We start from the raw sequence: 23,696 nt of genomic DNA on the forward strand, positions 1-23,696 counted from the left end.
ATGGACGCCGCATTGCATGGCGACAGCGTCACCGCGCTCGGTCAGCACGGCAAGCGCAGCGCTGACAAACTCGCGCGGATTCCGGTGAAGATCGTGCCGGCCACGGACGGCGAGGTCTTGCCGAAGCCGCCGTGGCTGCGCGCGAAGCCGATGATGAGCGAGACGGTCGCCGGCATTGCGGCGATCCTGCGCGAGCACCGTTTGCATTCGGTCTGCGAGGAGGCAATGTGTCCGAACATTGGCGAGTGTTTCGCGCGGCGCACCGCGACGTTCATGATCATGGGCGGTATCTGCACGCGGCGCTGTGCGTTCTGCGACGTCGCGCACGGCCGCCCGGCGCCGCTCGACGAAGCGGAGCCCGAGCGGCTCGCCGATGCCGTGGCGGCGCTCGGCCTGCGCTATGTCGTGGTGACGTCGGTGGATCGCGATGATCTGCGCGACGGCGGCGCGGCGCATTTTGCCCGCTGCGTCGCGTTGTTGCGCGAGCGCGTGCCGGGCATTCGGGTCGAAGTGCTGACACCGGATTTTCGTGGACGTGTCGAGCGGGCGATGCAGGCGTTTTCGGGCGCGTGGCCGGATGTGTTCAATCACAACCTCGAGACGGTGCCTGCCTTGTATCGTGCCGCGCGTGCGGGCTCGGATTATCAGGGCTCGCTGCAACTGCTCGCGCGTGTCAAGCAAGCGAACCCGACGATGCTGACCAAGTCGGGATTGATGGCCGGATTGGGGGAATCCGACGAAGCGCTGCTCGACACGATGCGTGATCTGCGCGCACATCACGTAGACATCCTGACGATCGGGCAGTATCTCGCGCCCTCGCGTTTTCACATGCCGGTACGGCGGTATGTGACGCCGCAACAGTTCGACGCGTGGCGCGAGGCGGGATTGGCGATGGGTTTTCGCGAAGTCGTGGCGGGGCCGCTGGTGCGCTCGTCGTATCAGGCCGACCAGATTGGCGATATCGCCATGGCGCGCGTGCCGCAATGATATGAAGAACGGCTGACGTCCTCGCTTGTCGTTGCGCACGACAGGCGAGGAGCGGCAGTCGCGCCGGTTACATAGCACGCGCGATCCGCGATTTGCCTGCAACAATTTATGTCGGAATATGTCACGCGGCGTGAAAAACGCCCGCAAACCCTTGTCGCGCGGGCCTTCTTCGTGGTGAAACAGGGCGACATATCTTCCGGGTCGATTATGTCGGCGTGTCCTTCTATAGTCCGTTTCGTCGCCACGCAGCAGTGACACATGTGGCCCGAATCCCAGAAGGACATATCGTGAAAAATCATTCGTTCATCGTCCCGGCCACCGCCGCTGCATCCGCTTCTGTTTCCGTAACGACCCCGTCAGCCGCTCGCGGCGCGCTGCGCAAGCTCGTGCTCTCCGCCACGGTCGCCGTGCTCGCGCTCGGCAGCGCATCGGCATTCGCCTGGTCGCAACACGGCACGGCCTACACCTCGCGAGGCACCTATAACGGCGCACGGTACGGCTCGTGCGGTGGCAACAGCTGTTCGCATGCGGGCGGTGTCGCCGGCCCCTACGGCGGACTGGCGACCAACACCGGCACTGTGACGCGCAATGCGCCGGGTCAGTTCTCCAATTCGGGCACCGCGACGGGACGCTACGGCAACTCCGTCCAGCATGCAGGCGATACCAATTGCGCCGGCGGCACGTGCTCGCACACCGGCACGCTCACGGGACCCGACGGCAAGACAGCGACCACTTCGGGTGATGTCACGAAGAACGGGGCGGGCCAGTATTCGTCGTCGGGGTCGGTGACGGGCTCGAACGGCAACACGGTCAACCACTCGGCGTCGACGAATTGCGCCGGCTCGACATGCTCGCGTTCGGGCACCGTGACCGGTTCGGATGGCGGCACCGTCAATCACTCCGGCTCCGCCACGCGTGTCGCGCCGGGCGTCGTGACGACCTCGACGAGCGTGACGGGCACGCACGGCAACACGGTGACGTCGAGCGGAACGGTGGTGGCGACGACGGGTGTCGTCGCCACGGGAGGCACGACGGTGGTCGTCGCGCCGAAACCGGTTGTGGTCGCGCCGCCGGTTGTGTATGCGCCACCGCCTCCGGTCGTGGTGACGCCGGCGCCGGTTGTGGTCGCACCGCCGCCGGTCGTGGTGACGCCCGCTCCTGTGGCGGTTGCGCCGAAGCCGGTTGTCGTGACGCCCGCACCGGTTGTGGTTGCGCCGAAACCCGTGGTGGTCGCGCCGCCGGTTGCTTATGTGCGGCCGCCAGTCGTCTACGCACCGCCGCCCCCGCCGCATGCCGTGTATGTCGCACCGCGCGTTGTCTACGTCGCTCCGGCGCCGCGTCCGGTCGTGTGGGTGCCGGGCCACTGGATCGGGCGTGTCTGGGTGCCGGCGCACTGGTCCTGATGGGTGCTGCCATGCGAGTCAAATCCCGGGTGACACTCGAGGCGTGCCGAGCGTCGCTCAATGATTCATCGACACGGCGGATTTATAAAGCAGGCGCGTTGGCAGCGATTGTCGTTGCCGCGGGCGTGGCCATTGCGATGAGCCGCTTCGTCGTGCCAACCGATACACGTGGAGCGAGTGAGTCGTCACAGGAGTGCTCTGCTCGCTACGCCGCGTTGCTCGATCTTGCGGAATTGGCGAGACGTGATGGCAAATCATCGGAGGTGGTGGTGCGCGGGCTGAGCGACAGAGGCGGCGCGATGAGCGGATGTTTGTCGAGGGGTGGCGCGAGGGCGGAGTAGCGTTGTGGTTGGTACTCGCGGCAATCGCGGCACTCACGTCATTCACAGCGCTCATGGCACTTGGGCCACGTCACGCAACGCACTCATGCTACGAAAAAAGAGCGCTTCCGGTTGCAGAACCGGAAGCGCTCTTCGCGTTGCGTGGCGTAGTGACTTGCCGGCTTAGCGGCCTTGCTGCTGCAAATACTGCCTGACGTCGCTCAGCGTCACGCTGCCTTTATGGGCTGCGTCGATCTGATCGAAGTGCTTGGCCACGAAGCCGAGACCTTGGGTCTGTGCCTGCGCTTTCGTGACCGAGGCGCCATTGCTGAGCGCCGAATTTGCCCCAAGACGTGCTTCGAGCCGTTGTTGCGCCTGCTGCTGCAATTCCGTGCCGGTCGACGGCGCGATCGGCGCCGCACGATTCTGCGGAAAGAACGGACCGTCCACGCCGTGTGCGCCGGCAGGCGGAGTCGCGGGCGCCACCGCTTGCGGCGGCAACGCGTACGCGTTGCCGACCAGGCAGCCGAGCGCGATCAATGGGGCGACACGCCGCAACTTTTCGATAAGAGACATGATGACTCGCATGGGTTGAGTGAATAGGGTAGCGCGAACGGGGTTTATCCGACCGGCTTCGCGCAGGTGTCCATGAAAGGCTCCATCAGGGCGACGTCACTTGCGCCGTGGCGGTAGCGGTCGGCTCGCTGGCGGGACTTTCGTCGGGCCATGGCGCCGGCAGCGTCCACAGCGCCAGCGCATCGGGCAACGGCGTGCCGCGATAGAAACGCACGAGATCGCGCTTCATGAGCGGACGGGCGACGTCGTCGAGATAGATCATGTGACCACCCTGGAAGAAATTGACCTGCAAATCAGGGTTCAGGCCGGGCACGGTCTGCAGTCGCGCCAACTGTTTCTCGGTATTGAAGAACGGCGTGGCCAGATCATGGAAGCCGTTTTCCGAGAGCACCCTGAGTTGCGGATTGAGCGTCAGCGCGCCGAGCAGGTCGGGAATCGTGTCGGGCAACGCTTGCCCGTCGTGCGAGAAATCCCAGAGCTCGATGATTCTGTCGTTGAGCGGCATATAGGTCGCGTTCGGCGCCGTGTAGCCGAGATAGTCCGGCATCTGGGTGGCGAGCGCCGTGGTGAACGGCTGCGAGATCAGGATGTCGGACGGATCGGAATCGCTTTGCAGACGTGGATCCGAATTGGGCAGCGACACGCGCCCGTCATAGCGGCCGATCGTCGTGCCGGGCAGCAGGCTCGTCGAGAATGGATCGCGGTTGAAGTAGCCCTGCAAGGCCTGCACGGTCAAACCCGACGGCAAGGTCCACGACTCGAGCGTGTTCGCGTTGGGGAAGACGGGCTTGCCCAACGCGCCGGGTATGCCGAGCTGGCTGAGCACCCACGACTGCGAGTAGCGCCTGAACTTCTTGTATTCCGCCGTGACGAAAAGGCTCGTTTGCAACGCATAAAGATCCAGATTGAGCGGTGCTGGCGAGGCCTGGTTGTAGTACGCCGCAACCGCCGCGTAGCCTGGGAAGTAACCTGCCAGCGTATCGGTATCGAGCGCCAGTTCCTCCGATGAACCGGTAATGGCGACGGCTTCGATCGCATCCGAGAAATAGTTCAGGATTGCAGATTGCAGGACGATGCCGGTCAGATGCACGCCGGCGGATTCGAGCGCGAGCGCCAGCATGTCGGTACGCGGCGTGCCGTACGACTCGCCATACAGATAGATCGGCGAACTGCTGCGATTGTTGACCGCCAGATACCGCTGGATGAAGTCGCGCATGATGTTGACGTCCGCGTCGGTCGTCCAGTACTGCTTGTTCCTGTTCGGCTGAATCGCTTCGGAAAGCCCGGTGCCCGGCGGGTCGATGAAGACCATGTCCGTGGTGTCGATCAGGCTGTCCTGGTTATCGACGAGCGCATAGTTCGGCCAGTTGCCGAACAGCGGGTCGGGCGTAGCCACGCGCGTCGGTGCGAATGAGCCGAGCCGCAGCCAGATCGACGAAGAGCCCGGGCCGCCGTTATAGACGAACGTGATGGGGCGCGCCGCGCCGTTCGCGCCCGGTGCGGTGTATGCCACATAAGACATCGTCGCTTCCGGGTTGCCGCTCGCGTCGGCGGCTGTCAGATGGCCGGTGGTGGTGGTGTAGTTGATCGGCGTCCTGCCGAACGTCCACTGATAGTGCATGACCGCCGCCTTTTCCGAAGCCTGCGCGGGCGCGAGGCCGTCGTTGGGCTTCGTGGAATAGGCGACGAGGTCGATCAAGGTCTGATTGGCGGTCGACGCTTGTGGCTGCGAGGCCGCTTGCGCGCTGAGTTGTTGATTCGCAGCGGTCTGCTGCATGCTCACCGCCGTGCCGGAGGACGAACCGCCGTCCCCGCCGCCGCAACCGCCGAGCAGCATGGCCGTTGCAGCAATTGTCATTGCCAGAGCTCCCGGAGCCGGCAGCCTGCGCTGACGGGAAGGGCGGTTGCCTCGAAAACGCTCGTCTCGTTTCATCTCTATCCTCGGTGGTGGATTCAGATACCTTTTTACAAAGGCCGCCCGTTGTGGATGGAGATGCATCGGAGTTCGAATTATTCTGGATGCATCGCCGCAACATGGCGGTGGAGACCAACTTGCTTAAAAATTCATTGCCATTTTGCCGGCTATGCTGGATGCGTAGAATAACTAAGTATTGTGATTGGATATACGGGTTATCTTCGGTATGTTTTTCCGCAATCGAATATTCGTATATTGGCGGCAAATAAAAAATAGATGACGTTGTCGTCTTTTGTCAAGGACGCGACGAATTTCCGTAATAAGGGCTTTGCAAAGCCATGCGTAGATTCATGCAAAAGTAAGTGCGCACGGACTTCACGGCGCAATTAATTCGCTGATTATTTATTACAGAATTAAAGTTATTGTTTGCTAAATGTAATGAGCAATCGTTGCAGCATTGGCCGATCAGCTCGATTGATTTTCCGGGCGAATCAGATTGCGCTCCAGATATATCGCGCCGGCAATCGGATTGAAGACGTAGGCCGGAATCCGTGCGAAACCTAGCGATGCGTAAAGATCGAGCGCCGCCTGCATGGTCGGCAGCGAGTCGAGACGAATGCGGTGATATCTCGCTTCTCTCGCGATATCGCAAATCCGCGTTGCCAATTGCCTGCCGGCCCCCAAACCGCGTCCCGATGGACGGACATAAAGCCGCTTCATTTCGCACGTGGTGTCGTCGAGAGGCCGCATGGCGACGCAGCCAATCAGTTCTTCCCGGTGGTACGCGAGAAGCATCCGGCCGCGCGGCGCGGCGAATTTGCCAGGCAAGCCGGCGAGTTCGGATTCGAAGTTCTGGAAGCCGAGATCGACGTCGAGGCTCCCGGCATATTCGCGGAAGATGGCCCGGACCGTTTCCAGTTGCCGCGGGAATTCGGCGGTGGTGATCTGGATCATGGGTGTTCGTTGACCGCGCGGTCCTATTGCGCTTGCGCCAGCACCAACGGGAAGCGTATTTCGAACCTGGTGCCCACACCTTCGCGCGAAACGAAATCGATGTGCCCGTTCAACACGCGGCACAATTCCTTGACGATGGCGAGACCGAGGCCCGTGCCGGGAATATCGTCGCCGGCGGCGCGCTCGAATTCGTCGAAGACGCGGTCCGCATCCGATGGCGCTATGCCCACGCCGGTATCCGCGACGCACATCGACCAATGCTCTGCACCGGCCATCGCGAAGTTCAGTTCGATTTGCCCCGACTTCGTGTACTTGGTCGCGTTGGAGAGCAGATTGACGGCGATCTGTTTGAGCTTGAGACGATTGGACGTGACGGCGGTCAACGCCGGATCGAACACCGCGCGCAATGTGAGTCCTTTTGCTTCGATCGACGGACGCGACGAGGTGACGAGTTCCTCGAACAACTCGCGCGGGTCGACCTGTTCGAGTGCGAGCGGGGCACCGTCGCCGAGCACCACGGAATACTCGACCATCTGATCGACGAGCTGTTTCATGTCCGTGGCCTGGCGGTTTGCCAGCGACAACGCCGTATCGGCTTTTGCCGGCACGCGCGCGATCAATTGCAACGCGATGGAAAACGCGTTCAGAAAGTTGCGCAGATCATGGACCACGCTGCGCGTGATCTGCATGCGCGACTCGTACAGATCGCTCACCAGCCGCTGCTTCAGCACCAGTTCGTGATTGGCGCGCTCGAGCCGGCCGGTGTACTCGTCGATCTTGCGGTCCCGTTCACTCACCACCTGCTTGATCGACGTGAGCGTCACCATGCTGAACGTTTCGGCGATCAGGCGCCGTGCCCGGCTTTCATGGCGGCGCGTGAACGTGCTGTCGAGCGCGGCGAATTCCTCGAGCGCCGCGGCGAGCACCTGATGAAAGAGATCGAGCTCGCGCACGAGTTCCTCGATGCGATAGCCTTGGCGCCAGCGCACCTCGCCATGCTTTCTCGCATTGCGCTCGATGGCTGTCTCGACCCGTTCGAGGTCTTCGACATCGAGTGCCGCGCACAGTCCGTCGAGAATTTCCGGCAAATGATCCGCGAGTTGCTGGTAAGTGAGTTTGTCCGCTTCGACGAGATCGGTGTCGCCGAATACGGCATTCATCCATTGCTCGGTCAGTCGGGTCCGCTCCGCGCGGACGAAGTCGGCAAAATTGCGCAACGGGCTAACACGTGTTTCGGTCATGATGGCGCAGTGGGATGAAGTTTCTACAACACTACAAGGGGCTCGCAGCACTCGGGCGCGCCGGACCCGACTCGCATCGCGGTCTGGCAGGCATGTAGTCGAGGCTGACGTCACTTGAAGGCCGGTCCGGCCAGCGTTTCGCCCTCACGTGCTCCGGAAGGTCGTGGCAGCCGATTATTCGCGATCATTATCGCCGGAACCGCGGGGAGTGGAACACCTTTTGCGTAGCTATCGAAAGGGTAGACAATACCGTCTACGCGGACGTTCGGCGGCCCCTGATGCACTCAATCCTGCTGGTGGACGATGAGCCGGAAATCCTCGCGGCGTGGCGCCTGATACTCGAAAACGAAGGCTATGAAGTCGGTTGCGCGAGCAACGGCGTGGAAGCGGTCGCGCAAGCCGTGGCCTGTGTACCGGCCTTGATCATCACCGACTGGATGATGCCGCTTATGGACGGCGCCGAGTTGTGCCGACGGCTGAAAGCGATACCGGCGCTCGCTAATGTGCCGATTCTCGTCCATACCTCCGTTCCGCCAAACGAGGGCGCGGGCAAGAATTGGGATGTCTGCCTGAGAAAGCCTGTTGGCGCGACACTCTTTCTGACGACGGTCGCGCAATTGTGCAAGCAACGGCATTAGCTACTGACGGCTCGCAGTGCAACGGGCAATTTATTCCGAGCCGCGTATGTCGTTTGGCTCAGCGACCGGCAATATCGCCCTGTGAGTTTCGCGTCGCTGCATCAGTCGGAATTGATCGCCTTTAAAAAATCCACGAACGCGCGCAACGGCGCCGGCAAATGACGACGCCCCGGATAGTAGAGAAACGGGCCCGAAAAACGCTGCCACCACGGCTCCAGAATCGGCTCCAGCGCGCCGCTGTCGAGATGCGGGCGCAGCAGGTCTTCGAACAGGTGAACGACACCCACGCCCGCGACGGCCGCGCTCACCGCGAGATCGATCGCCGCGCCCGGCCGCACCAGCAGCGGCCCCGATGGATTCAGCTGCAAGACTTCGCCGTCGCGCTCGAAATACCAGATCGGCATGGCGCCGCCGGCGAATTGACCGCGCAGGCACGCGTGCGAAAGCAACTCGCTCGGATGGTCGGGACGTCCGTGCGTGTCGAGATAGCCCGGCGCCGCCGCCGTGGCGAAACGTTGCACGCGCGGTCCGATCGGAATCGCGATCATGTCCTGCTCGAGCCGCTCGTCGTAGCGAATGCCGGCGTCGCAGCCGATCGACAGCACGTCGACGAAGCCATCCTCGACCACGACCTCGACGCGGATGTCGGGATACGTCTTCAGGAACGCGGCGACGATGCCCGGCAAAACGATGCGCGCGGCGCTCGACGGCACGTTGAGTTTGAGCGTGCCGGCCGGTTTGTCCCGGAACACGTTCAGCACGTCCAGCGCCGCTTCCATTTCGCTGAAGAGCGGCGTCAGCTTCTCGATGAGTCGCAAGCCGGCCTCGGTCGGCGCCACGCTGCGCGTGGTGCGGTTGAGCAGGCGCAAGCCGAGCCTGGCTTCGAGGCGGCGCACGGCGATACTCAGACTCGACGCCGACACGCCGCCCATGCGCGCCGCGTCGCGAAAGCCGCCCGCGCGGGTGACTGAGACGAAGGCAGCGAGATCATTCAGTTCCATGGCGATTGTGCAGAATGTTGAACAACCCGTACACGTTAGACGGCTTTATTCAACGGTGCAACCCGGTCCATACTTGCGTTCAACCACTTACCTAGGAGCGCGTCATGTCGAATCCCAGCACTACGGATACCTTCCCGCTCGCCGGCCACCTCGTGCGCCGCATGGGCTACGGCGCCATGCAACTGGCCGGCCCCGGCGTATTCGGTCCGCCGAAGGATCGCGACGCGGCGCTCGCGGTGCTGCGCGAAGCGGTGGCGTCGGGCGTCAATCACATCGATACGAGCGATTTTTACGGGCCGCACATTACCAACCAGTTGATCCGCGAAGCGCTGCATCCTTATCCCGGCGACCTCGTGATCGTCACCAAGGTGGGTGCGGTGCGCGGCAGCGACGGCGCGTGGCTGCCGGCGTTCGAACCAGACGACATCGAGCGCGGCGTGCACGATAACCTGCGCAATCTCGGTCTCGACGCGCTCGAAGTCGTCAACATGCGGGCCATGGGCGATATTCACGCGCCTGCCGAAGGGTCGATCGAAAAGCAGGTCACGGCGCTGGCCGAACTGCAACAACGTGGGATCGTGCGCCATATCGGCTTGAGCAACGTGACGGCGACGCAGATCGAGGAGGCGCGGCGCATCGCGGAGATCGTCTGCGTGCAGAACCACTACAACCTGGTTCATCGGCACGACGACGTATTGATCGGCCAACTCGCGGAGGCGGGCATCGCGTACGTGCCGTTTTTCCCGCTGGGCGGATTCACGCCGATTCAGTCGTCGGCGCTGTCGGAGATTGCACAAACACTCGGCGCGACGCCGATGCAAGTGGCGCTCGCCTGGCTGTTGCAGCGCTCAGCTAACATTCTGCTGATCCCCGGCACGTCGAGCGTCGGGCATCTGCGTGAAAACCTGCAGGCGTCGCAATTGAAATTGTCCGCCCAGGTGTGCGCGGAACTGGATGCGATCGGCGGTGCCACACAGTTCTAGTCGCCGATCACACAAGGAATCCTGTGCATGCGGCGTCATGATCGGCCTGTTATCCCTGACGCGACAGAACCGATGTTCCACCGGTATCAACCGGGAGATCATTTCCGCCAGGGCGCTGGATCGAAGGCTCGTTTCGCGGCTTCCAAAAACACGCGCTGACGGATCGTCAGCCCCTGCCGCGTGGGCGTGAGGGCAATGACCGGTGCGGGTTCGAGGCGCCACGCAGGCAGCACGCGCTTGAGCTTTCCCTCCGCAATCAGCCGGGCGCAATCCCATTCGGATCGCGCGACGACGCCCAGACCGTCCAGCGCCCAATCCCTTACAACGGTACCGTCGTTCGAAGACAATGCGCTGCTCAACCGAACCGCGACGGCTTTGCTCGTCCGTTTGCCCGCTGCATCGTGTTGAGTGAAACGCAGACGTGTCACGTCTTCATCGTTCTCTCGCAAGGTCAGGTAGGCGTGCAGGGTCAGCTCGGACGGGTGCTTGAGCTTCGACAGGCCGCGCGCCAAGGCGGGGCTCGCACACAGGAAGCGGTCGTTCGGCGCCAGAAAATGTCCTACCCAGGACGAACGTTTGATGTGGCCGATGGAAATGACGACGTCCGCGCCTGACGCGGCGGCGAGCGGACTCTCAACCAGGATGAGCGAAATCGCGAGGTTCGGATGCGAGCGATGCAGATCGCGAACCAGCGGCCCGACATATTCGCGACCGAACCCAAACGGCGCCACGACGCGCAACTGGCCGCTCACGCCAGCCGCCTCTCCGGAAATGCGGGAAGGAATCGACTCGATCCTCTCGAGAATGTCGATGGCCTCCTGAATAAGCCGCTGCCCCTCGTCAGTGAGGGAAATTCCCCTGGCCGCGCGCGTGGCAAGACGCACTCCCATACGCTCCTCGATGCGCTGAAGCCGCACCGTGACCGCGGGCGGCGTGAGATCCAGCAGCCTTGCGGCCGCGGCAAGCGATTGCGACGCACCGAGCGCGCGGAGCAGTTGCATGTCTTCTAATCGGAGCATTAAGCACCTGTTAATGAGGAATTCATTGAATATTAAACACGGGAAATATTATTTTTCCTATAGTGGCTCACGTAATGAGGCTTTGTAAAACCCGCCAATGCCGCCGCTATCCGGCTTTGTCCCGGCAGCGGCAGGCAGACTTCCTACCCCTATGAGCGCTCCCCATGGATAAACGTGAACGTAGTGAGCAGTGCCCGAGGACGATGAACCCCGAGGGACTGACGCCGCCTGGCGGCCACTACAGCCACGTCTCGATAGCCAACAGGATGGTTTTCGTCTCGGGGCAGTTGCCGATCGATCCGACAGGACGAAAACTCACAGACAAGCCTTTCGAAGCGCAGGCAGGGCAGGTGTTGGCCAATCTCGCTACGGCGCTGGCCGGCGCGGGCAGCGACGTCACGAAACTGGTCCAGGTTCGTGTGTATATCGTCGATATCGAGTATTGGCCGACCTTCAATGAGATTTATGCGCGCTGGGCCGGAGCGGCGAGACCCGCACGCGCGGTGGTCCCGGTTCCTGCGCTGCACTTCGGTCTGAAGATCGAGGTCGAAGCGGTGGCTTGTGTCTAGTCGGTCCGATCGAATCGGTGCGCCAGCGTTGGAGAGTGCAATGCGTTTTAGTTCTTACTGGCTGGAGACGGCCGAGCCATTTGTCGGCAATGCGCCTGATCTGCATGACGGACGCTGCGACGTGGTCGTGGTGGGCGGCGGGATCACCGGCTCGGCGGCTGCATTGGCGCTCGCCAAGAAAGGCGCGCGCGTCGTTGTCTGCGAGGCGGGCACCGTGGGGCAGGCGGCGTCGGGCCGCAACGGCGGCATGTGCAACAACGGCTTCGCACAGGATTACGCTTCGCTCTCGCAGCGGATCGGCGTGGAATTGGCCAACCGGCTGTATCTCGCGTTCGACGCAGGGGTCGACACGGTCGAGCGGCTGGTCAGGGAAGAGTCGATCGATTGCGATTTCGTTCGTAGAGGCAAGCTCAAGCTCGCGGCGAAGCCGGAGCATTTCGACAAGCTCGCGCGAAGTCAGGCGTTGCTCGCCGCGGGCGTGGACCCCGATACGCGTCTCGTGACGAAGGCGGAGCTTCGCGACGAGATCGGCTCGGACCGCTATCACGGCGGGTTGATCTTCGAGAAGAGCGCCGGGATGCATGTGGGCCGCTATGTCCGTGGTCTCGCGACGGCTGCGCAGGCGCGCGGCGCGCAGATTCTGGAGCATGCGCCGGTTCTGGATTTACGAAGAGAATCCGGCGACGCCTATGTGGCGCGAACACCGCGCGGAGAAATCCGCGCACCGCAAGTGCTGTTGGCGAGCGGCATCTCGCAACTGGGACCGTTCGGCTGGATCCGGCGCCGAATCGTGCCGGTGGGGGCGTTCATCATCGTCACCGAACCTTTGCCGACGCAACGGCTCGATCAGCTGCTGCCGACGCGCCGGATGGCCACCGACACGAAAAACTTCGTCAACTTCTTTCGCGTCACGCCCGACAACCGGATATTGTTCGGCGGTCGCGCGCGCTTCGCGGCGTCGAACCCCCGCTCGGACGAAAAAAGCGGAATGATCTTGCGGCAGCAGATGATCGCCGTGTTTCCCGAATTGGCCGACGCGCGCATCGACTATTGCTGGGGCGGCATGGTCGACATGACGGCCAATCGCCTGCCGCGCGCGGGTGAGCGAGACGGCATGTACTACTCGATGGGCTATAGCGGACACGGCACGCACATGGCCACGCTGATGGGTACGCTGATGGCGGAGATCATGGACGGACGCGCCGATCTCAATCCGTGGAAGGACTTCGACTGGCCCGCTATTCCGGGGCACTTCGGCAAGCCGTGGTTTTTGCCTTTCGTGGGCGCATGGTACCGGCTCAAGGACACGCTGCAATGACTTCACCCGGTCGCCAACGGCCGGGAGCACGGGATCGAAGGCATGGAAGAGTACATGGAGGTCAAGTCGACACTCCGGTTCTACGATTGAGGGGCCGCCGCGCCTGACGTGATAACGCTGCAAACTCGATGCCATTAGTTTGGTAAAAAGACTCGGATTGGAAACCTACGGAATCCGAAACTTAGTTGAGAACGCATCATGCGCACTGCCGTGCTCACCCTCCAGGTGGCACGACGCTTTTGCAGTAGCCGCGCCTCCCGCCCTTCTAAAAGTCAGCGACCTTGCCCCATGCCGAGTCGGCAAATCGGGCAGGCCGATAGGGGATAGGATCGACGATCGGCGCCGCAGCGGTGGCCAGATCCGCGATCAGATGTCCTGCGCCGGGCCCGATCCCGAACCCGTGACCGGAAAAGCCCGCGGCCAGGATCAATCCGGGTACGCCCGGCACTTCGCCGATACCCGGCACGCCGTCGGGTGTGCTGTCGACGAAACCTGCCCACGCGTGTGTGATTTTCGCGTTGCCAAGTTCGGGCAGCAGTTCGATGGCGCGGCGATGCGTTTCCCTCACGGTAGGCATGTCGGGTTTCGGATCCAGAATGCGTACCCGCTCCATGGGCGTGGGCGCGTCGAGCTGCCACCGCTTGAGCGTCTCATGACCGCCGCGCACGCCTTCCAGTCCGCCCGGAAGAAGGCTGCGCCAACGCTTGGCGAACATGGGCACGAATTGCGGGGCGAATCGCAGGAACTGCGGCGTCACGTCCACGCGCGCGCGTCCGCTGATCGCCAATGCGTAGCGTCCATCGGTTCGGCGAGTGATCGATACGCCGGAAGTGAACAACGCATCCGGCAAGGGAGTCTCGACAGGCGAGACGCTAAGGATAGACTGGCGGATCGATGCCTGGGGAAAGCGGATGCCGAGTTGGCGGCAGAATGCGGACGCCCACGCGCCGCCGGCAAGCACGACTGTCCGGGTCTTGATGACTCCGGCTTCCGTGACGACGCCGCAGACCCGGCCGCCCTCCAGTTCGATGCCGCGCGCCGCGCAGTGCTGGGTCACGCTGCCCCCCAGCTTCATGAGCGCGGTTGCCACGGCGGGCGCGGCTTTCGCGGGGTCCGCCGTGCCGTCGCTGGGCGAGAAGACGCCGCCTTTCCAGGGCCGCCCCGTCGCCTTCCCGCGCTCGGCGGCTTGCTTGCTATCGAGCAGGTAGGTCGTCACGCCCGCCGTCTTGGCAAAATCGCCCCAACTCGCCCAACGGGCCAGCTCCGCATCGTCATTGCTCAGATACAACAGCCCGCAGCGATGAAACCCCGTGTCCTCACCGGATTCGACGGCAAATCGTTCCCAAAGATCGAGGCTCTTGCTTGCGATCGGCAATTCACGCTCGTCGCGGTTTTGCTGTCGGCACCAGCCCCAATTGCGGCTCGACTGCTCGGCGCCAATTCTTCCCTTCTCGACCAGGGCGACTGAAACGCCGCGCTGGGCCATGTAATAGGCAGCAAAGACACCGATGATGCCGCCTCCGATCACGACCACGTCGGCGGCGGCAGGCAGCGTGGGCGATGTTTGAATGTGAGTCAGCGGAGGGGACATGATCAATTTCGTTCGACTGGAGCCTGGACGGTTTGCGTAACGTAGAACTTCGCCACGCGTTCGCTGCTTTCCCATCCGATCGACGCACCCTGCGGCACGAAGAGTGCGTCGCCGGCGCCGAGCGACAGCACGCTGCCGTCAGGCTCGGCGAATCGCACGCCGCCGGCCAGAAGATGCATGAACTCATTGACGCGATGCGGGCGGATGATCCGATGGTAAGGCGTCGAATCCCACGTACCCGCTTTGTACTGCGCGTCGTCGTCGGTGAAGACGTTATCGCTGCGGCATTCGGGAGCCGGGCCCAGCAGTACCTCTGCTGGAAGCGTTGCGGATGGCTTGAAGTCGGCTTCCGCGCGCAACGGGACAAGGCCTGTCTTCGTCGGCCTCTTGCTGGCCGCGGCGCAGAACACGAATAGCGCGCGCGATTGGGCCATGAAGCGAAGCGCGGTACCCTTGCCGATCACCGCGCCTTCTTGCGGGCCCAGCACCAGCGGCGCCATGCCGGCCGCTTCGAGTGTGAGCGAGCCTTCCATGACGACGATGGTTTCGATGTGGGGAAAACTCGCCACGTCGAGCTCGCCGATGAAGCTGACACGACCCGCGGCCATCGAGTCCGGTCCTTCCCATGCGATCTCGCGATGGCGTGCGAAGGGATCGTTCTGACCGAAACCTGCCCTGCGGAAGGAGGTCGAAACAGGCGCACCTTCAATGCGGTGCAATACGAATGCTGTGGTCACGTCTACTCCTATGAATTGCGCGGATGATGATTCGTGCCTGCAATTATGCGGCGCGAGCCTCTCCGGATGATTAACCCTCCAACAAGCGGACGTTAAATGCCGGTTAATGCAGAAACGCTTGTCGGGGACCTGGTGCACTGCCGGGACTTCTGCGCGTACAACGTGCTCGCGTGATGCCAGTTATCGGCGATCACAGTGCGGCAAGCACCGTATCCAACTCCGTCAACAGGCGGTCGGCATCGTTAGCGCCAAAGACCAGCGGCGGGCGGATCTTCAGCACACTCGCGTCCGGCCCGGTCGCGGAAATCAGCACGCGCCGCTGGCGCAAGCCGTTGACGATCTTGAGTGCCGTCGCGATGTCGGTGTCCTTCTTCGCGCGGTCACGCACGATCTCGACGCCGAAATACAGGCCCGTGCCGCGCACGTCGCCGATGCATTCGTATTTCCTCGCCAGTGCGTTCAAGCCCTCGAACAGGATCGCGCCGACCCGCTGCGCGTTGTCGGGCACGTGTTCGTCGCGCAGCACGTCGAGCGTGGCCTGCGCGGCCGCGATCGCGACCGAATTGCCGCCGAAGGTGTTGAAGTAACGCATGTCCTGCCCGAAGCCGGCGACGACCTCGGGGCGCACGACCAGGCCCGCCACCGGATAGCCGTTACCCATCGGTTTGCCGAGCGTGACGATGTCGGGCACGACGCCATGGCGCTCATGCCCCCACATATGCGTACCGCTGCGCCCGAAGCCGGACTGCACCTCGTCCGCGATGAACAGGCCGCCGGCGCGGCGCACCACCTCGGCTACCGGTGCGAGTACCTCGGTCGGGTGGGCGAACACGCCATCCGACGAGAAGAATGAATCGGCGATAAACGCCGCCAGACCGCCGCCGTGACGGCGGATGTCCTCGATCTGCATCTCAACCTGTGCGGCCATGCGCTGGCCAATCTCCGACGGCGGCACCCTGTACGAGTCGGGAGCCGGCACCGTGCGCACGTAAGGGCCTAGCAAGGCCCTGCGGCCCAGCGACGGCGAAAAGCTCGAGGTGAGATGCGAATTGCCGTGATAGGCCTCGCTGGTCACGATCACGCCGGTCTTGCCGGTGTACTGCATCGCGATGCGCGTGGCCAGGTCGTTGGCCTCGGAGCCGGTGCAGGTGAACATCATCTGGCCCGCGCGGATCGACGTGTTGAACGTCGAGAGCAGGTCCTCGGCGTAGTCGAGGATCGGCTCCTGCATGTAGCGGGTATGCGTGCAGAGCGTCGACAGCTGGCGGGTGACGGCATCGACGATGCGCGGATTGGCATGCCCGACGCAGACGACGTTGTTGTAGGCATCGAGATAGTCGTTGCCCTGGTCGTCGTACAGATAGACCTTCTCGCCGCGCACGATCTTGACGGGCTCGGCATAGAACAATCGATACGACGGACTGAGCAGCCGTAAGCGGCGCGCAATGTGCCGTTGCGTGCCGGCGTCGAGGTGATCGAGCGACGCCGGATCGAAGCCGTTCGGCATGTCGCCGCGCAGGGCGTCGTGGGATTGGCTGCTAGCGGCGGCCTCGGTTTGAGCGGCCGGCTGCGACGGGGTGGTGATATTCATAGGGCGGTCAGGATCGGTGTGGTGAGCGGTGCGATGGAAGAACTAGAGCAAGGCGTTGGAAACAGTCTCAGGGTCGCGCTGCATGTACCAGCGCAAATGCTCCCATCCCGGCCGTGTGAAACGCAGGATGTAGGCTTCGTTTTCCGGGAACAGCGTGGCGCGCCATGAGGTCAGCAACGCGCGCGCCGCGACGCGCGCCATGGCCAGGTGCGGAATCAGCAGCAGTTCGTCGCGGCTGAGTTCGGCACGCGCGAGATAGCCGCGCAGCAGGTCGCGCGCGTCGGCGAACAGGTCGTGCGGGCCGTTGGCATCGAAGTCGAGCGGAAACTGGTTCATTACCGCCGTGGCGACGTCGATCGCTACTGCCGTGTGCACGGTGTCGCCGAAGTCGATGATTCCGCTGACGAAGTTCCGGTCGCCCGGGTTGGCGACGATATTCGAGCGGTTGAAGTCGTTGTGTACGACCTGCGCGGGACATTGCCGCAGGGCCGGCTCGATCGCGGCGAAGCGTGCGAACGCCTCCGCGATAAAGGCGCGATGCGAAGGATCGGCGATATGTGTTTGCAGCCCCGTTAGATTCGCCAGATGCTTGACGTCCCACGCGAGTACGCGGTGCTGGTGCGGATGATGGAAACCGGCCATGGCCGCTTGCAGTCGCGCCAGCATCTCGCCGATCGCGTAATGATCGACCGCGGCGCTCCCGCTCAGCGCATCCAGCGGCATGCCTTCGAGGTAGCTATAGAGCCGCGCCGTACGATACGGCTGCGCGGGCGACGTCACGGGTACGACGAATTGTCCGTCGATACCCGGCAGCACGCGCGGCACCGGCAAGTCCGGCGCGACGGCGGCAACATGGCGCATTGCGGCGACCTGCAAGTCGAGTTCTTCGGGCGTCTCGCCGGGGTTCGAGATTTTCAGTACGTATCGCGCGCCGTCGCTTGCGTCGATGCGGAAGGTGTCGTCCTTCTCGGTCGCAAACCGTGTAGCCGCGCCGTCGATGCCGTAAACACTGCGGGTGATCGCGAGCGCATCGAATGTATTCAGGCGTGAAAAGCCGACCGACAGGCTGCTCCCCAACAGGGTATCGAGCGCAACGGCGGACGTTGTGCATAAGCTTGCAGAAGTGCTGGGCGTGAACATGGGCAATACGGCGCGAGAAGAGTGGGCTGCGGTAGGGCAGGACGTTTCCGACGCGCTGTCAACGTGGGGACAGGCGTCGGATCGGTCGCGCGATGCGAATCCCGGCCCGCCGTCGAACACGGCGGTCAAGGAGGCGCAAATTGCTTACAGGCCAAGCTGCTCGGCCAGTTCGACGATGCTCCGGACGGCCGTATAACCGTATTCCGGCGCTTCCGGTTCATGGCCGCGCAGCACGTGCGCCTTGTGGACGATGCCGAGATCGTGCGCGGTCATCAGGTCGTAGCGCGGGCTCGACGAGACGTGCAGGATTTCGTGAGGCTGAACGTCGAGCTTCCTGAACATGTATTCGAAGCCTTGCATGCGCGGCTTGTAGGCCTGGGCATCTTCGGCCGTGATGACGGCGTGAAACGGAGCCCCGAGCTTTTCGATGTTGCTCGCGATCTGCGCGTTGTCCGCGTTGGTCAGGCCCACCAGCTTGTATTTCTTCGCGAGGCGCGAGAGACCTTCCGGGACGTCCGGATGCGGGCCCCACGTCGGCACTGCCAGGTAGAACTTTTCGGCCTCGCTTTCGGCGAACGGCACGCCCGTGCGTTCGCAGGTGCGGCGCACGGCGTTCAGGACGACCTGGCGGTAGGGTTTCCAGGCGCCGAGCACTTCGTCGCGGCGATAGGCGGCGAACAGCTTGACGAAGTTTTCCAGCGCGTCGCCGTGGAGCCGGTTCCCGTAGATTTCGCGCGCCATGTCGGCCATGCGAAAGTTGACGAGGGTGCCGTAGCAGTCGAACGTGATGAATTTCGGCTCGAAGTCGATCATGTCTTCAGTCTCGATGAGTGACGAATCCCAAGGGACTCTTGAATGAAGGGCTTGCCGCACACCGGTTCGGGCAAGCACCGACGGAAATGTCGGTAGATGAAATTTAAACGGGAATGACTTCGCTACTACACCGAATTGATGACGGAAAAAAACAGCTTTTTACCCGTTGTTGAGGGGATTCACGGCAGTTCCTGCGGCGAGACGTGACGCGCTGCAAAATCAGGAACAAATAGCAGGATCGTCTTATCGTCGGGCGTGCGTGTCGGGCTACTATTGCGATCGTGGAGTACGCCGAGGCGCTCGTGTGGAGGCGCCTGACGGAAAGGAGGCAGGGCGGGGATGAAAACGGATTGCACACTCGACCGGCTGGACTTGCGCATTCTCGCCGAGTTGCAAATGCGCGGCCGCATGACCAACGTGGAACTGTCCGACGCTGTCGGACTGTCGCCCAGCCCGTGCCTGACGCGCGTCAAACGGCTCGAGACGGCCGGCTTCATCGCGGGTTACGGCGCGCTGTTGAAGATCGAGAAGCTCGGCGACGTCCAGATCGTGTTCGCCAAGATCACACTCGCGGATCATCGCCGCGAAGACTTCGTGCGTTTTATCGACGCCATTCGCGACATCGACGAGATCATGGAGTGCCATCACGCGACGGGCGGCTACGACTATCTGCTCAAGTTCGTGACGCGCGACGTCGGGCACTACCACAGCGTGATCGAGGGGCTGCTCGAGCGCGACATCGGGATCCAGACGTACTTCAGCTACGTGATTGTGGAGTCGCCCATCGTCAGGAAGCGCTGGCGTCTCGACGCGCTCTTTACCGCGAAGTGAGGCTCGCAATCTTTATTTTCTGAGCGACCAGTTCCGTGCAGAACGCCAGAACCTTTTCGAGCACGGGCGACTGGGTCCGCCCGGCCAGCGTGACGAAGGCATAAGGCGCGTCGATCTGGAGCGGCCGGTCCAGCTTGACCAACACCAACTCTCCTTTTTCGAGCGACGCCCGCGCGGTGCCCAACGCGCCGAGAAAAATGGCGTCGGTGGCGTTCACCGCTTCGACGAGGGCAGCCACCGAGTCGGCAGACGCTCGCAGCAGCCGGCCCGCGTGAGCCGACGGACCGAATTGCTCCACCAGGGTGCGCGTCGCCTCGTCGCTGAGCATCGTGGAGACAACCGGAAAATTGACGATCTCGTCGAAGCTAACCTTGCGACGACGCGCCAATGGGTGCCCGCGCCGGCACATGAATCCCGATTGCACTGTACCGATCAGATCTATGTGCAGATCGTCGTGAGGATGCACCGCGCGTGAATGCACCAGCAATGCGTCGAGCGCGCGCTCGCGAAGCGCGGCGAGCTGTATCTCGGGACTCGTCGTGGAGAGATGCACGCCGACTTGCGGATAGTGGCCGAGCATGTAGGTGAGCAAAGGCCCCGCGAACATCGCGTTCGGCGCGTATCCAAGCCCCAGTCTGAGCACGCCGCCATCGCCCTGACTCAACAACTCGGCGGTGCGTTTGAGATCGACAGCTTCCGACACGATCCGCCGCGCCTTTTCCGCCACCGCCACGCCGAACGGTGTCAGTTCGTTGCGCTTGCCGATCCGGTCAATCAAACGCGCGCCCAGATCCTGTTCGAGCATCTGGATGCTGCGGCTCAACGCCGGTTGTGTGAGATGCACGAGTTCAGATGCGCGGCTGAACGAACCGGTGTCCGCGACCGCCAGAAAATGCATGAGGTGGTGCAGGTTCATTTGCTGCAAGTCTCCTTTGGCAACTAGGTATCAGACAATGTAATCATAATTAGAAAAACAATGCATTGGACACATGGATTTCGGATTTTTACTCTTTGGGTCACGTTGAAACAACGAGACACAAGGAGGAGACATGAAATTCACACGCTTCAGAACAGTCATCGCCACACTGGCGGTCCATTCGCTCGTGGCATGCGGGGGCGGAGGTTCGGCCGGCGGCCTTCAGCCGTCGGCCGTCTCGACGAAACAAGGCCCGATTACAGGGACCGAAAACGGCAACTTGGTTTCCTATCTGGGCGTGCCGTACGCCCAACCGCCCGCCGGCGCCCTGCGGTGGCGTCCTCCGCAACCCGCGGTGCAGCGTGGCGGCACGCTCAACGCCACTGCGTACGGCAAAGCCTGTCCGCAGCCCGTGGCGAACAACGACATCACAGCAGACCAGATGTCGGAGGATTGCCTCTACCTGAACGTTCAGAAGCCCGTGTCAGCCACACCCGGCAGCAAGCTGCCCGTACTCGTCTATATCCACGGTGGCGCATTCGTGCAGGGCTCCGGCGCCCAGGTGGACGGTTCGACGATCGCGAGCAAGGGCAACCTCGTCTACGTGTCTTTCAACTACCGGCTGGGCGCCCTTGGTTATCTGGCGAACCCGGCGCTACAGGCAAATACTCGGGACCCCAACCTCGGCAATTTTGCTGTGCTCGATCAACAGGCAGCGCTCCAATGGGTCCACGACAATATCGCCGCGTTCGGCGGGGACCCGGACAACGTGACGATCTGGGGACTGTCGGCCGGCGCGACGTCGACCTTCACGCTGCTCGAATCGCCGGCATCGAAGGGACTATTCAATAAGGCGGTGATGGAAAGCGGCGGTGGCGGCCCTTATTCCAACCTCCAACCGAGCGACGCCGCGGCACAAGGCAACACGCTGATCGCGGCCACGGGGTGCTCGATCGCGCCGGACGTAGTGGCCTGTTTGCGCTCGCAATCCGCGACCAATATCGTCGCGGCCCAGGCGTCTGGTAAATGGCGTCCCACCGTGGACGGCCACGTCGTCACGCAGGTGCCTTCTCTCGCGTTTGCCGCGGGCAACTTCAACCGCGTGCCGGTGATGATCGGCGGCGTGTACGACGAAGGAACCCTGTTCGTTCCGCCGATCCTGCCGGCTGCGGCTTATCTTCCGGCGTTGGCCTCGCTTGCACCGGCCGGCTACGACATGACGCAGATCGACGCCGCGTATCCGCTCGCCAGCTATCCAGTCCCGGCCCAGGGTTTTGCTCGCGCGATGGGCGACGCCATGTATGGATGCGGCAACAGCTCGCGCCGTGATGAACTATCGGCCTGGGTGCCTGTGTATGGCTGGGAGTTCACCGACCCTGCGCTTTCGTTCCCCAGCAATCCAACGAGCTTTTATCCCGGTTCGCAGCATGGCCTCGATGCGACGTACTGGTTCGGTCCCACGGATGTAGCCACCGCCAGCACCAATCCGGCAATGCAGGTGCTCGGCGAAAAGATGAAGACGTATCTCGCCAACTTCGCGCGCTATGGCAATCCGAACGGAAACAGGACCGATGCCACGCTGCCCAATTGGCCGCGCTACGCGAGCCCGGCTGACCGGTCGATGGTGGAACTGACAATTCCGTCGATCACCGCATCGAACACGGCGTTCGAAACGTCGCACAAATGCAGCACGCTGTGGGGCAAAGGCGTATTCCCCGCGATCTACTGAACTTGCAGTACCAGACTGGACGACCCATGATTCAAAAAGTTATCGACTATCTGAGTGCCGGCCACGCCGGCATACTGTCCCGGCTCGACACATTGCTGCGAATTCCCAGCGTCAGTACCGATCCGGCGTTCGCGCCTCATATGCGTGAAGCCCGAGCCTTTCTGCTTGCGCGCCTCAGAGAGATGGGACTCGCGAATGTGCGCGAACTGGACGGCGGAGGCGAACCGGCCGTGTTCGGCGAGTGGCTCGGGGCACCTGGCAAGCCCACCGTGCTGATCTACGGCCATTACGACGTGCAACCCGCCGAACCTGGCGACTTGTGGCGTACTCCACCGTTCGAACCCACTCACGAGGATGGCCGCATCTATGCGCGAGGCGCGTCGGACGTCAAAGGCTCGACCACGATCGCGATGGAAGTGGTCGCCGCGTTTCTCGCAGTGTCCGGTTCGTGTCCGGTGAATGTGAAGGTTTTTCTGGAAGGCGAGGAAGAAACCGGCAGCCCGACGCTAAAGACCATCATCAAACGTCATCGCGAGTTGTTGTCGGTGGATGCGGCATTGTCCGCAGACGGTGGTCGCGCCAGCGCGGCGTTTCCCACCATCAATACGGGAGCGCGCGGGAGCGGTCAACTGGAATTTCGCCTGCGGACAGCGGACAAGGATCTCCATTCGGGACGGTATGGCGGTTGTGTGCGCAACGCCTTGCATGAAATGGCGTCGCTCGTCGCGTCGTTGCACCGGCCCGATGGTACGGTTGCGGTGCCGGGATTTTATGCGGGTGCTTGCGAGCCGAATGCGCGTGAGAAGGCCGAGACGGCAGCGTTTCCGTTCGAAGTGAACGCTTTCTTCGATGAGATTGGCGCGAGCCGTCATGGCGAGCCGGGCTACAGCGTGCGCGAGCAGATCACGCTTCGGCCCGCACTCGACGTCAATGGCATGTGGGGCGGCTATACCGGGCTCGGTGGGAAGACGATCGTTCCGCACACAGCGAGCGCGAAAATCACCGTGCGCATTGTCGAAGGGCAGACTTCAGAGCAGGTATTGAGCGCCGTCGTGCAGCATCTGCTTGAAGCATGCCCCCAGGACGTCGAGCTGGAGATAGTCAGCCAGTTTAACGGCGCGCCTGCCTCGACACTGGCGGAAAGCCATCCGCTCGTGCGAGCTGCGCAGGCCGTGTTGCAACGCGAATATGGCCGCAAGCCGGTGCATGTGCGGCTCGGCGCGAGCGTGCCGATCACGGCCGTGTTCAAGGAGATGCTAGGCGTCGATACGCTGATGTTCGGCTACAACCTGCCCGACGAAGACGTGCACGCCCCGAACGAATTCTTCCGCCTGAGTTCGATCGGAGAGGGCACGCGCGGCTGGGCCTTGTTGCTCGACGAACTGAGCCGCTTCCCGGTGGAGGCCTTCAACAAGCCATGACAC

Annotated in this window: 21 protein-coding genes; 9 read left to right on the forward strand and 12 right to left on the reverse strand. The window is 62.7% G+C overall.

Going from position 1 to position 23,696, the window contains the following annotated elements; translation table 11 throughout:
* Entirely contained in the window at positions 1 to 987 is a 987-nt protein-coding gene (lipA, locus tag ACFSNN_RS36085; RefSeq protein WP_134463647.1) for a lipoyl synthase, read from the forward strand.
* A gap of 287 nt (positions 988 to 1,274) precedes the next feature.
* Positions 1,275 to 2,390 carry a hypothetical protein gene (locus tag ACFSNN_RS36090; RefSeq protein ID WP_134463648.1) on the forward strand — a complete coding sequence of 372 codons (1,116 nt, stop codon included), beginning with the start codon at positions 1,275 to 1,277 and terminating at the stop codon, positions 2,388 to 2,390.
* Between the two features lie 503 nt (positions 2,391 to 2,893).
* Here the strand turns inward: ACFSNN_RS36090 and ACFSNN_RS36095 are convergent.
* The 4 genes from ACFSNN_RS36095 to ACFSNN_RS36110 all read right to left on the reverse strand — a co-directional run bounded on the left by ACFSNN_RS36095 (position 2,894) and on the right by ACFSNN_RS36110 (position 7,396).
* Positions 2,894 to 3,286 (reverse strand): 2-oxoglutarate dehydrogenase, encoded by a 393-nt coding sequence (locus ACFSNN_RS36095; protein ID WP_244322955.1) that lies wholly within the window; start codon positions 3,284 to 3,286, stop codon positions 2,894 to 2,896.
* A gap of 85 nt (positions 3,287 to 3,371) precedes the next feature.
* Positions 3,372 to 5,219 carry a S10 family serine carboxypeptidase-like protein gene (locus ACFSNN_RS36100; RefSeq protein ID WP_134463654.1) on the reverse strand — a complete coding sequence of 616 codons (1,848 nt, stop codon included), beginning with the start codon at positions 5,217 to 5,219 and terminating at the stop codon, positions 3,372 to 3,374.
* Between the two features lie 447 nt (positions 5,220 to 5,666).
* The gene (locus ACFSNN_RS36105) at positions 5,667 to 6,155 is read right to left on the reverse strand and encodes a GNAT family N-acetyltransferase (protein ID WP_134463656.1); all 489 of its coding nucleotides are present in this window, start codon (positions 6,153 to 6,155) and stop codon (positions 5,667 to 5,669) included.
* A gap of 23 nt (positions 6,156 to 6,178) precedes the next feature.
* A complete protein-coding gene (locus ACFSNN_RS36110) occupies positions 6,179 to 7,396 on the reverse strand; it encodes a sensor histidine kinase (protein ID WP_134463658.1) in 1,218 nt (405 codons plus the stop codon).
* A 278-nt stretch (positions 7,397 to 7,674) separates the two neighbouring features.
* On the opposite strand from ACFSNN_RS36110, the gene ACFSNN_RS36115 reads away from it, so the two are divergent.
* Positions 7,675 to 8,034: a response regulator gene (locus ACFSNN_RS36115; RefSeq protein WP_244322956.1), complete on the forward strand. Its 360-nt coding sequence runs from the start codon at positions 7,675 to 7,677 to the stop codon at positions 8,032 to 8,034.
* Positions 8,035 to 8,135: 101 nt separating this feature from the next.
* On the opposite strand, the gene ACFSNN_RS36120 is transcribed toward ACFSNN_RS36115, so the two are convergent.
* Entirely contained in the window at positions 8,136 to 9,035 is a 900-nt protein-coding gene (locus ACFSNN_RS36120; protein ID WP_134463662.1) for a LysR family transcriptional regulator, read from the reverse strand.
* Between the two features lie 104 nt (positions 9,036 to 9,139).
* Here ACFSNN_RS36120 and ACFSNN_RS36125 point away from each other — a divergent pair, with 104 nt between their 5' ends.
* On the forward strand, positions 9,140 to 10,018 hold the full coding sequence (locus ACFSNN_RS36125) for an aldo/keto reductase family oxidoreductase (RefSeq protein WP_134463664.1): 879 nt from the start codon (positions 9,140 to 9,142) through the stop codon (positions 10,016 to 10,018).
* Positions 10,019 to 10,116: 98 nt separating this feature from the next.
* On the opposite strand, the gene ACFSNN_RS36130 is transcribed toward ACFSNN_RS36125, so the two are convergent.
* Entirely contained in the window at positions 10,117 to 11,037 is a 921-nt protein-coding gene (locus tag ACFSNN_RS36130) for a LysR substrate-binding domain-containing protein (protein ID WP_134463666.1), read from the reverse strand.
* Positions 11,038 to 11,201: 164 nt separating this feature from the next.
* Here ACFSNN_RS36130 and ACFSNN_RS36135 point away from each other — a divergent pair, with 164 nt between their 5' ends.
* Both ACFSNN_RS36135 and ACFSNN_RS36140 read left to right on the forward strand, forming a co-directional pair.
* A complete protein-coding gene (locus ACFSNN_RS36135; RefSeq protein ID WP_134463668.1) occupies positions 11,202 to 11,606 on the forward strand; it encodes a RidA family protein in 405 nt (134 codons plus the stop codon).
* Positions 11,607 to 11,646: 40 nt separating this feature from the next.
* A complete protein-coding gene (locus ACFSNN_RS36140) occupies positions 11,647 to 12,924 on the forward strand; it encodes an NAD(P)/FAD-dependent oxidoreductase (RefSeq protein ID WP_134463670.1) in 1,278 nt (425 codons plus the stop codon).
* A gap of 265 nt (positions 12,925 to 13,189) precedes the next feature.
* Here ACFSNN_RS36140 and ACFSNN_RS36145 read toward each other — a convergent pair whose 3' ends face one another.
* The 5 genes from ACFSNN_RS36145 to ACFSNN_RS36165 form a co-directional block, all read right to left on the reverse strand.
* A complete protein-coding gene (locus ACFSNN_RS36145; protein WP_134463672.1) occupies positions 13,190 to 14,515 on the reverse strand; it encodes an NAD(P)/FAD-dependent oxidoreductase in 1,326 nt (441 codons plus the stop codon).
* Between the two features lie 2 nt (positions 14,516 to 14,517).
* Positions 14,518 to 15,252: a cupin domain-containing protein gene (locus ACFSNN_RS36150; protein ID WP_134463674.1), complete on the reverse strand. Its 735-nt coding sequence runs from the start codon at positions 15,250 to 15,252 to the stop codon at positions 14,518 to 14,520.
* Positions 15,253 to 15,442: 190 nt separating this feature from the next.
* Entirely contained in the window at positions 15,443 to 16,759 is a 1,317-nt protein-coding gene (locus tag ACFSNN_RS36155) for an aspartate aminotransferase family protein (RefSeq protein WP_166799410.1), read from the reverse strand.
* Positions 16,760 to 16,885: 126 nt separating this feature from the next.
* The gene (locus ACFSNN_RS36160) at positions 16,886 to 17,983 is read right to left on the reverse strand and encodes a phosphotransferase (RefSeq protein WP_134463678.1); all 1,098 of its coding nucleotides are present in this window, start codon (positions 17,981 to 17,983) and stop codon (positions 16,886 to 16,888) included.
* A gap of 144 nt (positions 17,984 to 18,127) precedes the next feature.
* A complete protein-coding gene (locus tag ACFSNN_RS36165; protein WP_134463680.1) occupies positions 18,128 to 18,796 on the reverse strand; it encodes a haloacid dehalogenase type II in 669 nt (222 codons plus the stop codon).
* Between the two features lie 339 nt (positions 18,797 to 19,135).
* Between ACFSNN_RS36165 and ACFSNN_RS36170 the strand changes: the two genes are divergently transcribed.
* The gene (locus ACFSNN_RS36170) at positions 19,136 to 19,627 is read left to right on the forward strand and encodes an Lrp/AsnC family transcriptional regulator (protein WP_134463682.1); all 492 of its coding nucleotides are present in this window, start codon (positions 19,136 to 19,138) and stop codon (positions 19,625 to 19,627) included.
* Here ACFSNN_RS36170 and ACFSNN_RS36175 read toward each other — a convergent pair.
* Positions 19,614 to 20,543: a LysR family transcriptional regulator gene (locus ACFSNN_RS36175; RefSeq protein ID WP_134463684.1), complete on the reverse strand. Its 930-nt coding sequence runs from the start codon at positions 20,541 to 20,543 to the stop codon at positions 19,614 to 19,616. The genes ACFSNN_RS36170 and ACFSNN_RS36175 overlap by 14 nt on opposite strands.
* A gap of 133 nt (positions 20,544 to 20,676) precedes the next feature.
* Here ACFSNN_RS36175 and ACFSNN_RS36180 point away from each other — a divergent pair, with 133 nt between their 5' ends.
* The gene (locus tag ACFSNN_RS36180) at positions 20,677 to 22,272 is read left to right on the forward strand and encodes a carboxylesterase/lipase family protein (protein ID WP_134463686.1); all 1,596 of its coding nucleotides are present in this window, start codon (positions 20,677 to 20,679) and stop codon (positions 22,270 to 22,272) included.
* A 26-nt stretch (positions 22,273 to 22,298) separates the two neighbouring features.
* Positions 22,299 to 23,693: a M20/M25/M40 family metallo-hydrolase gene (locus ACFSNN_RS36185; RefSeq protein ID WP_134463688.1), complete on the forward strand. Its 1,395-nt coding sequence runs from the start codon at positions 22,299 to 22,301 to the stop codon at positions 23,691 to 23,693.
* Positions 23,694 to 23,696: the final 3 nt, after the last annotated feature.

It is taken from the genome of Paraburkholderia dipogonis, from assembly GCF_042680985.1.
Taxonomy (GTDB): Bacteria; Pseudomonadota; Gammaproteobacteria; order Burkholderiales; family Burkholderiaceae; genus Paraburkholderia; species Paraburkholderia phytofirmans.

Excerpts from the sequence above, each read along its gene's own strand:
- lipA (WP_134463647.1), top strand. The coding sequence starts at position 1 with ATGGACGCCGCATTGCATGGCGACAGCGTCACCGCGCTCGGTCAGCAC.
- ACFSNN_RS36095 (WP_244322955.1), bottom strand. The coding sequence starts at position 3,286 with ATGTCTCTTATCGAAAAGTTGCGGCGTGTCGCCCCATTGATCGCGCTC.
- ACFSNN_RS36100 (WP_134463654.1), bottom strand. The coding sequence starts at position 5,219 with ATGAAACGAGACGAGCGTTTTCGAGGCAACCGCCCTTCCCGTCAGCGC.
- ACFSNN_RS36105 (WP_134463656.1), bottom strand. The coding sequence starts at position 6,155 with ATGATCCAGATCACCACCGCCGAATTCCCGCGGCAACTGGAAACGGTC.
- ACFSNN_RS36110 (WP_134463658.1), bottom strand. The coding sequence starts at position 7,396 with ATGACCGAAACACGTGTTAGCCCGTTGCGCAATTTTGCCGACTTCGTC.
- ACFSNN_RS36115 (WP_244322956.1), top strand. The coding sequence starts at position 7,675 with ATGCACTCAATCCTGCTGGTGGACGATGAGCCGGAAATCCTCGCGGCG.
- ACFSNN_RS36120 (WP_134463662.1), bottom strand. The coding sequence starts at position 9,035 with ATGGAACTGAATGATCTCGCTGCCTTCGTCTCAGTCACCCGCGCGGGC.
- ACFSNN_RS36125 (WP_134463664.1), top strand. The coding sequence starts at position 9,140 with ATGTCGAATCCCAGCACTACGGATACCTTCCCGCTCGCCGGCCACCTC.
- ACFSNN_RS36130 (WP_134463666.1), bottom strand. The coding sequence starts at position 11,037 with ATGCTCCGATTAGAAGACATGCAACTGCTCCGCGCGCTCGGTGCGTCG.
- ACFSNN_RS36135 (WP_134463668.1), top strand. The coding sequence starts at position 11,202 with ATGGATAAACGTGAACGTAGTGAGCAGTGCCCGAGGACGATGAACCCC.
- ACFSNN_RS36140 (WP_134463670.1), top strand. The coding sequence starts at position 11,647 with ATGCGTTTTAGTTCTTACTGGCTGGAGACGGCCGAGCCATTTGTCGGC.
- ACFSNN_RS36145 (WP_134463672.1), bottom strand. The coding sequence starts at position 14,515 with ATGTCCCCTCCGCTGACTCACATTCAAACATCGCCCACGCTGCCTGCC.
- ACFSNN_RS36155 (WP_166799410.1), bottom strand. The coding sequence starts at position 16,759 with ATGCCGAACGGCTTCGATCCGGCGTCGCTCGATCACCTCGACGCCGGC.
- ACFSNN_RS36160 (WP_134463678.1), bottom strand. The coding sequence starts at position 17,983 with ATGTTCACGCCCAGCACTTCTGCAAGCTTATGCACAACGTCCGCCGTT.
- ACFSNN_RS36165 (WP_134463680.1), bottom strand. The coding sequence starts at position 18,796 with ATGATCGACTTCGAGCCGAAATTCATCACGTTCGACTGCTACGGCACC.
- ACFSNN_RS36170 (WP_134463682.1), top strand. The coding sequence starts at position 19,136 with ATGAAAACGGATTGCACACTCGACCGGCTGGACTTGCGCATTCTCGCC.
- ACFSNN_RS36175 (WP_134463684.1), bottom strand. The coding sequence starts at position 20,543 with ATGAACCTGCACCACCTCATGCATTTTCTGGCGGTCGCGGACACCGGT.
- ACFSNN_RS36180 (WP_134463686.1), top strand. The coding sequence starts at position 20,677 with ATGAAATTCACACGCTTCAGAACAGTCATCGCCACACTGGCGGTCCAT.
- ACFSNN_RS36185 (WP_134463688.1), top strand. The coding sequence starts at position 22,299 with ATGATTCAAAAAGTTATCGACTATCTGAGTGCCGGCCACGCCGGCATA.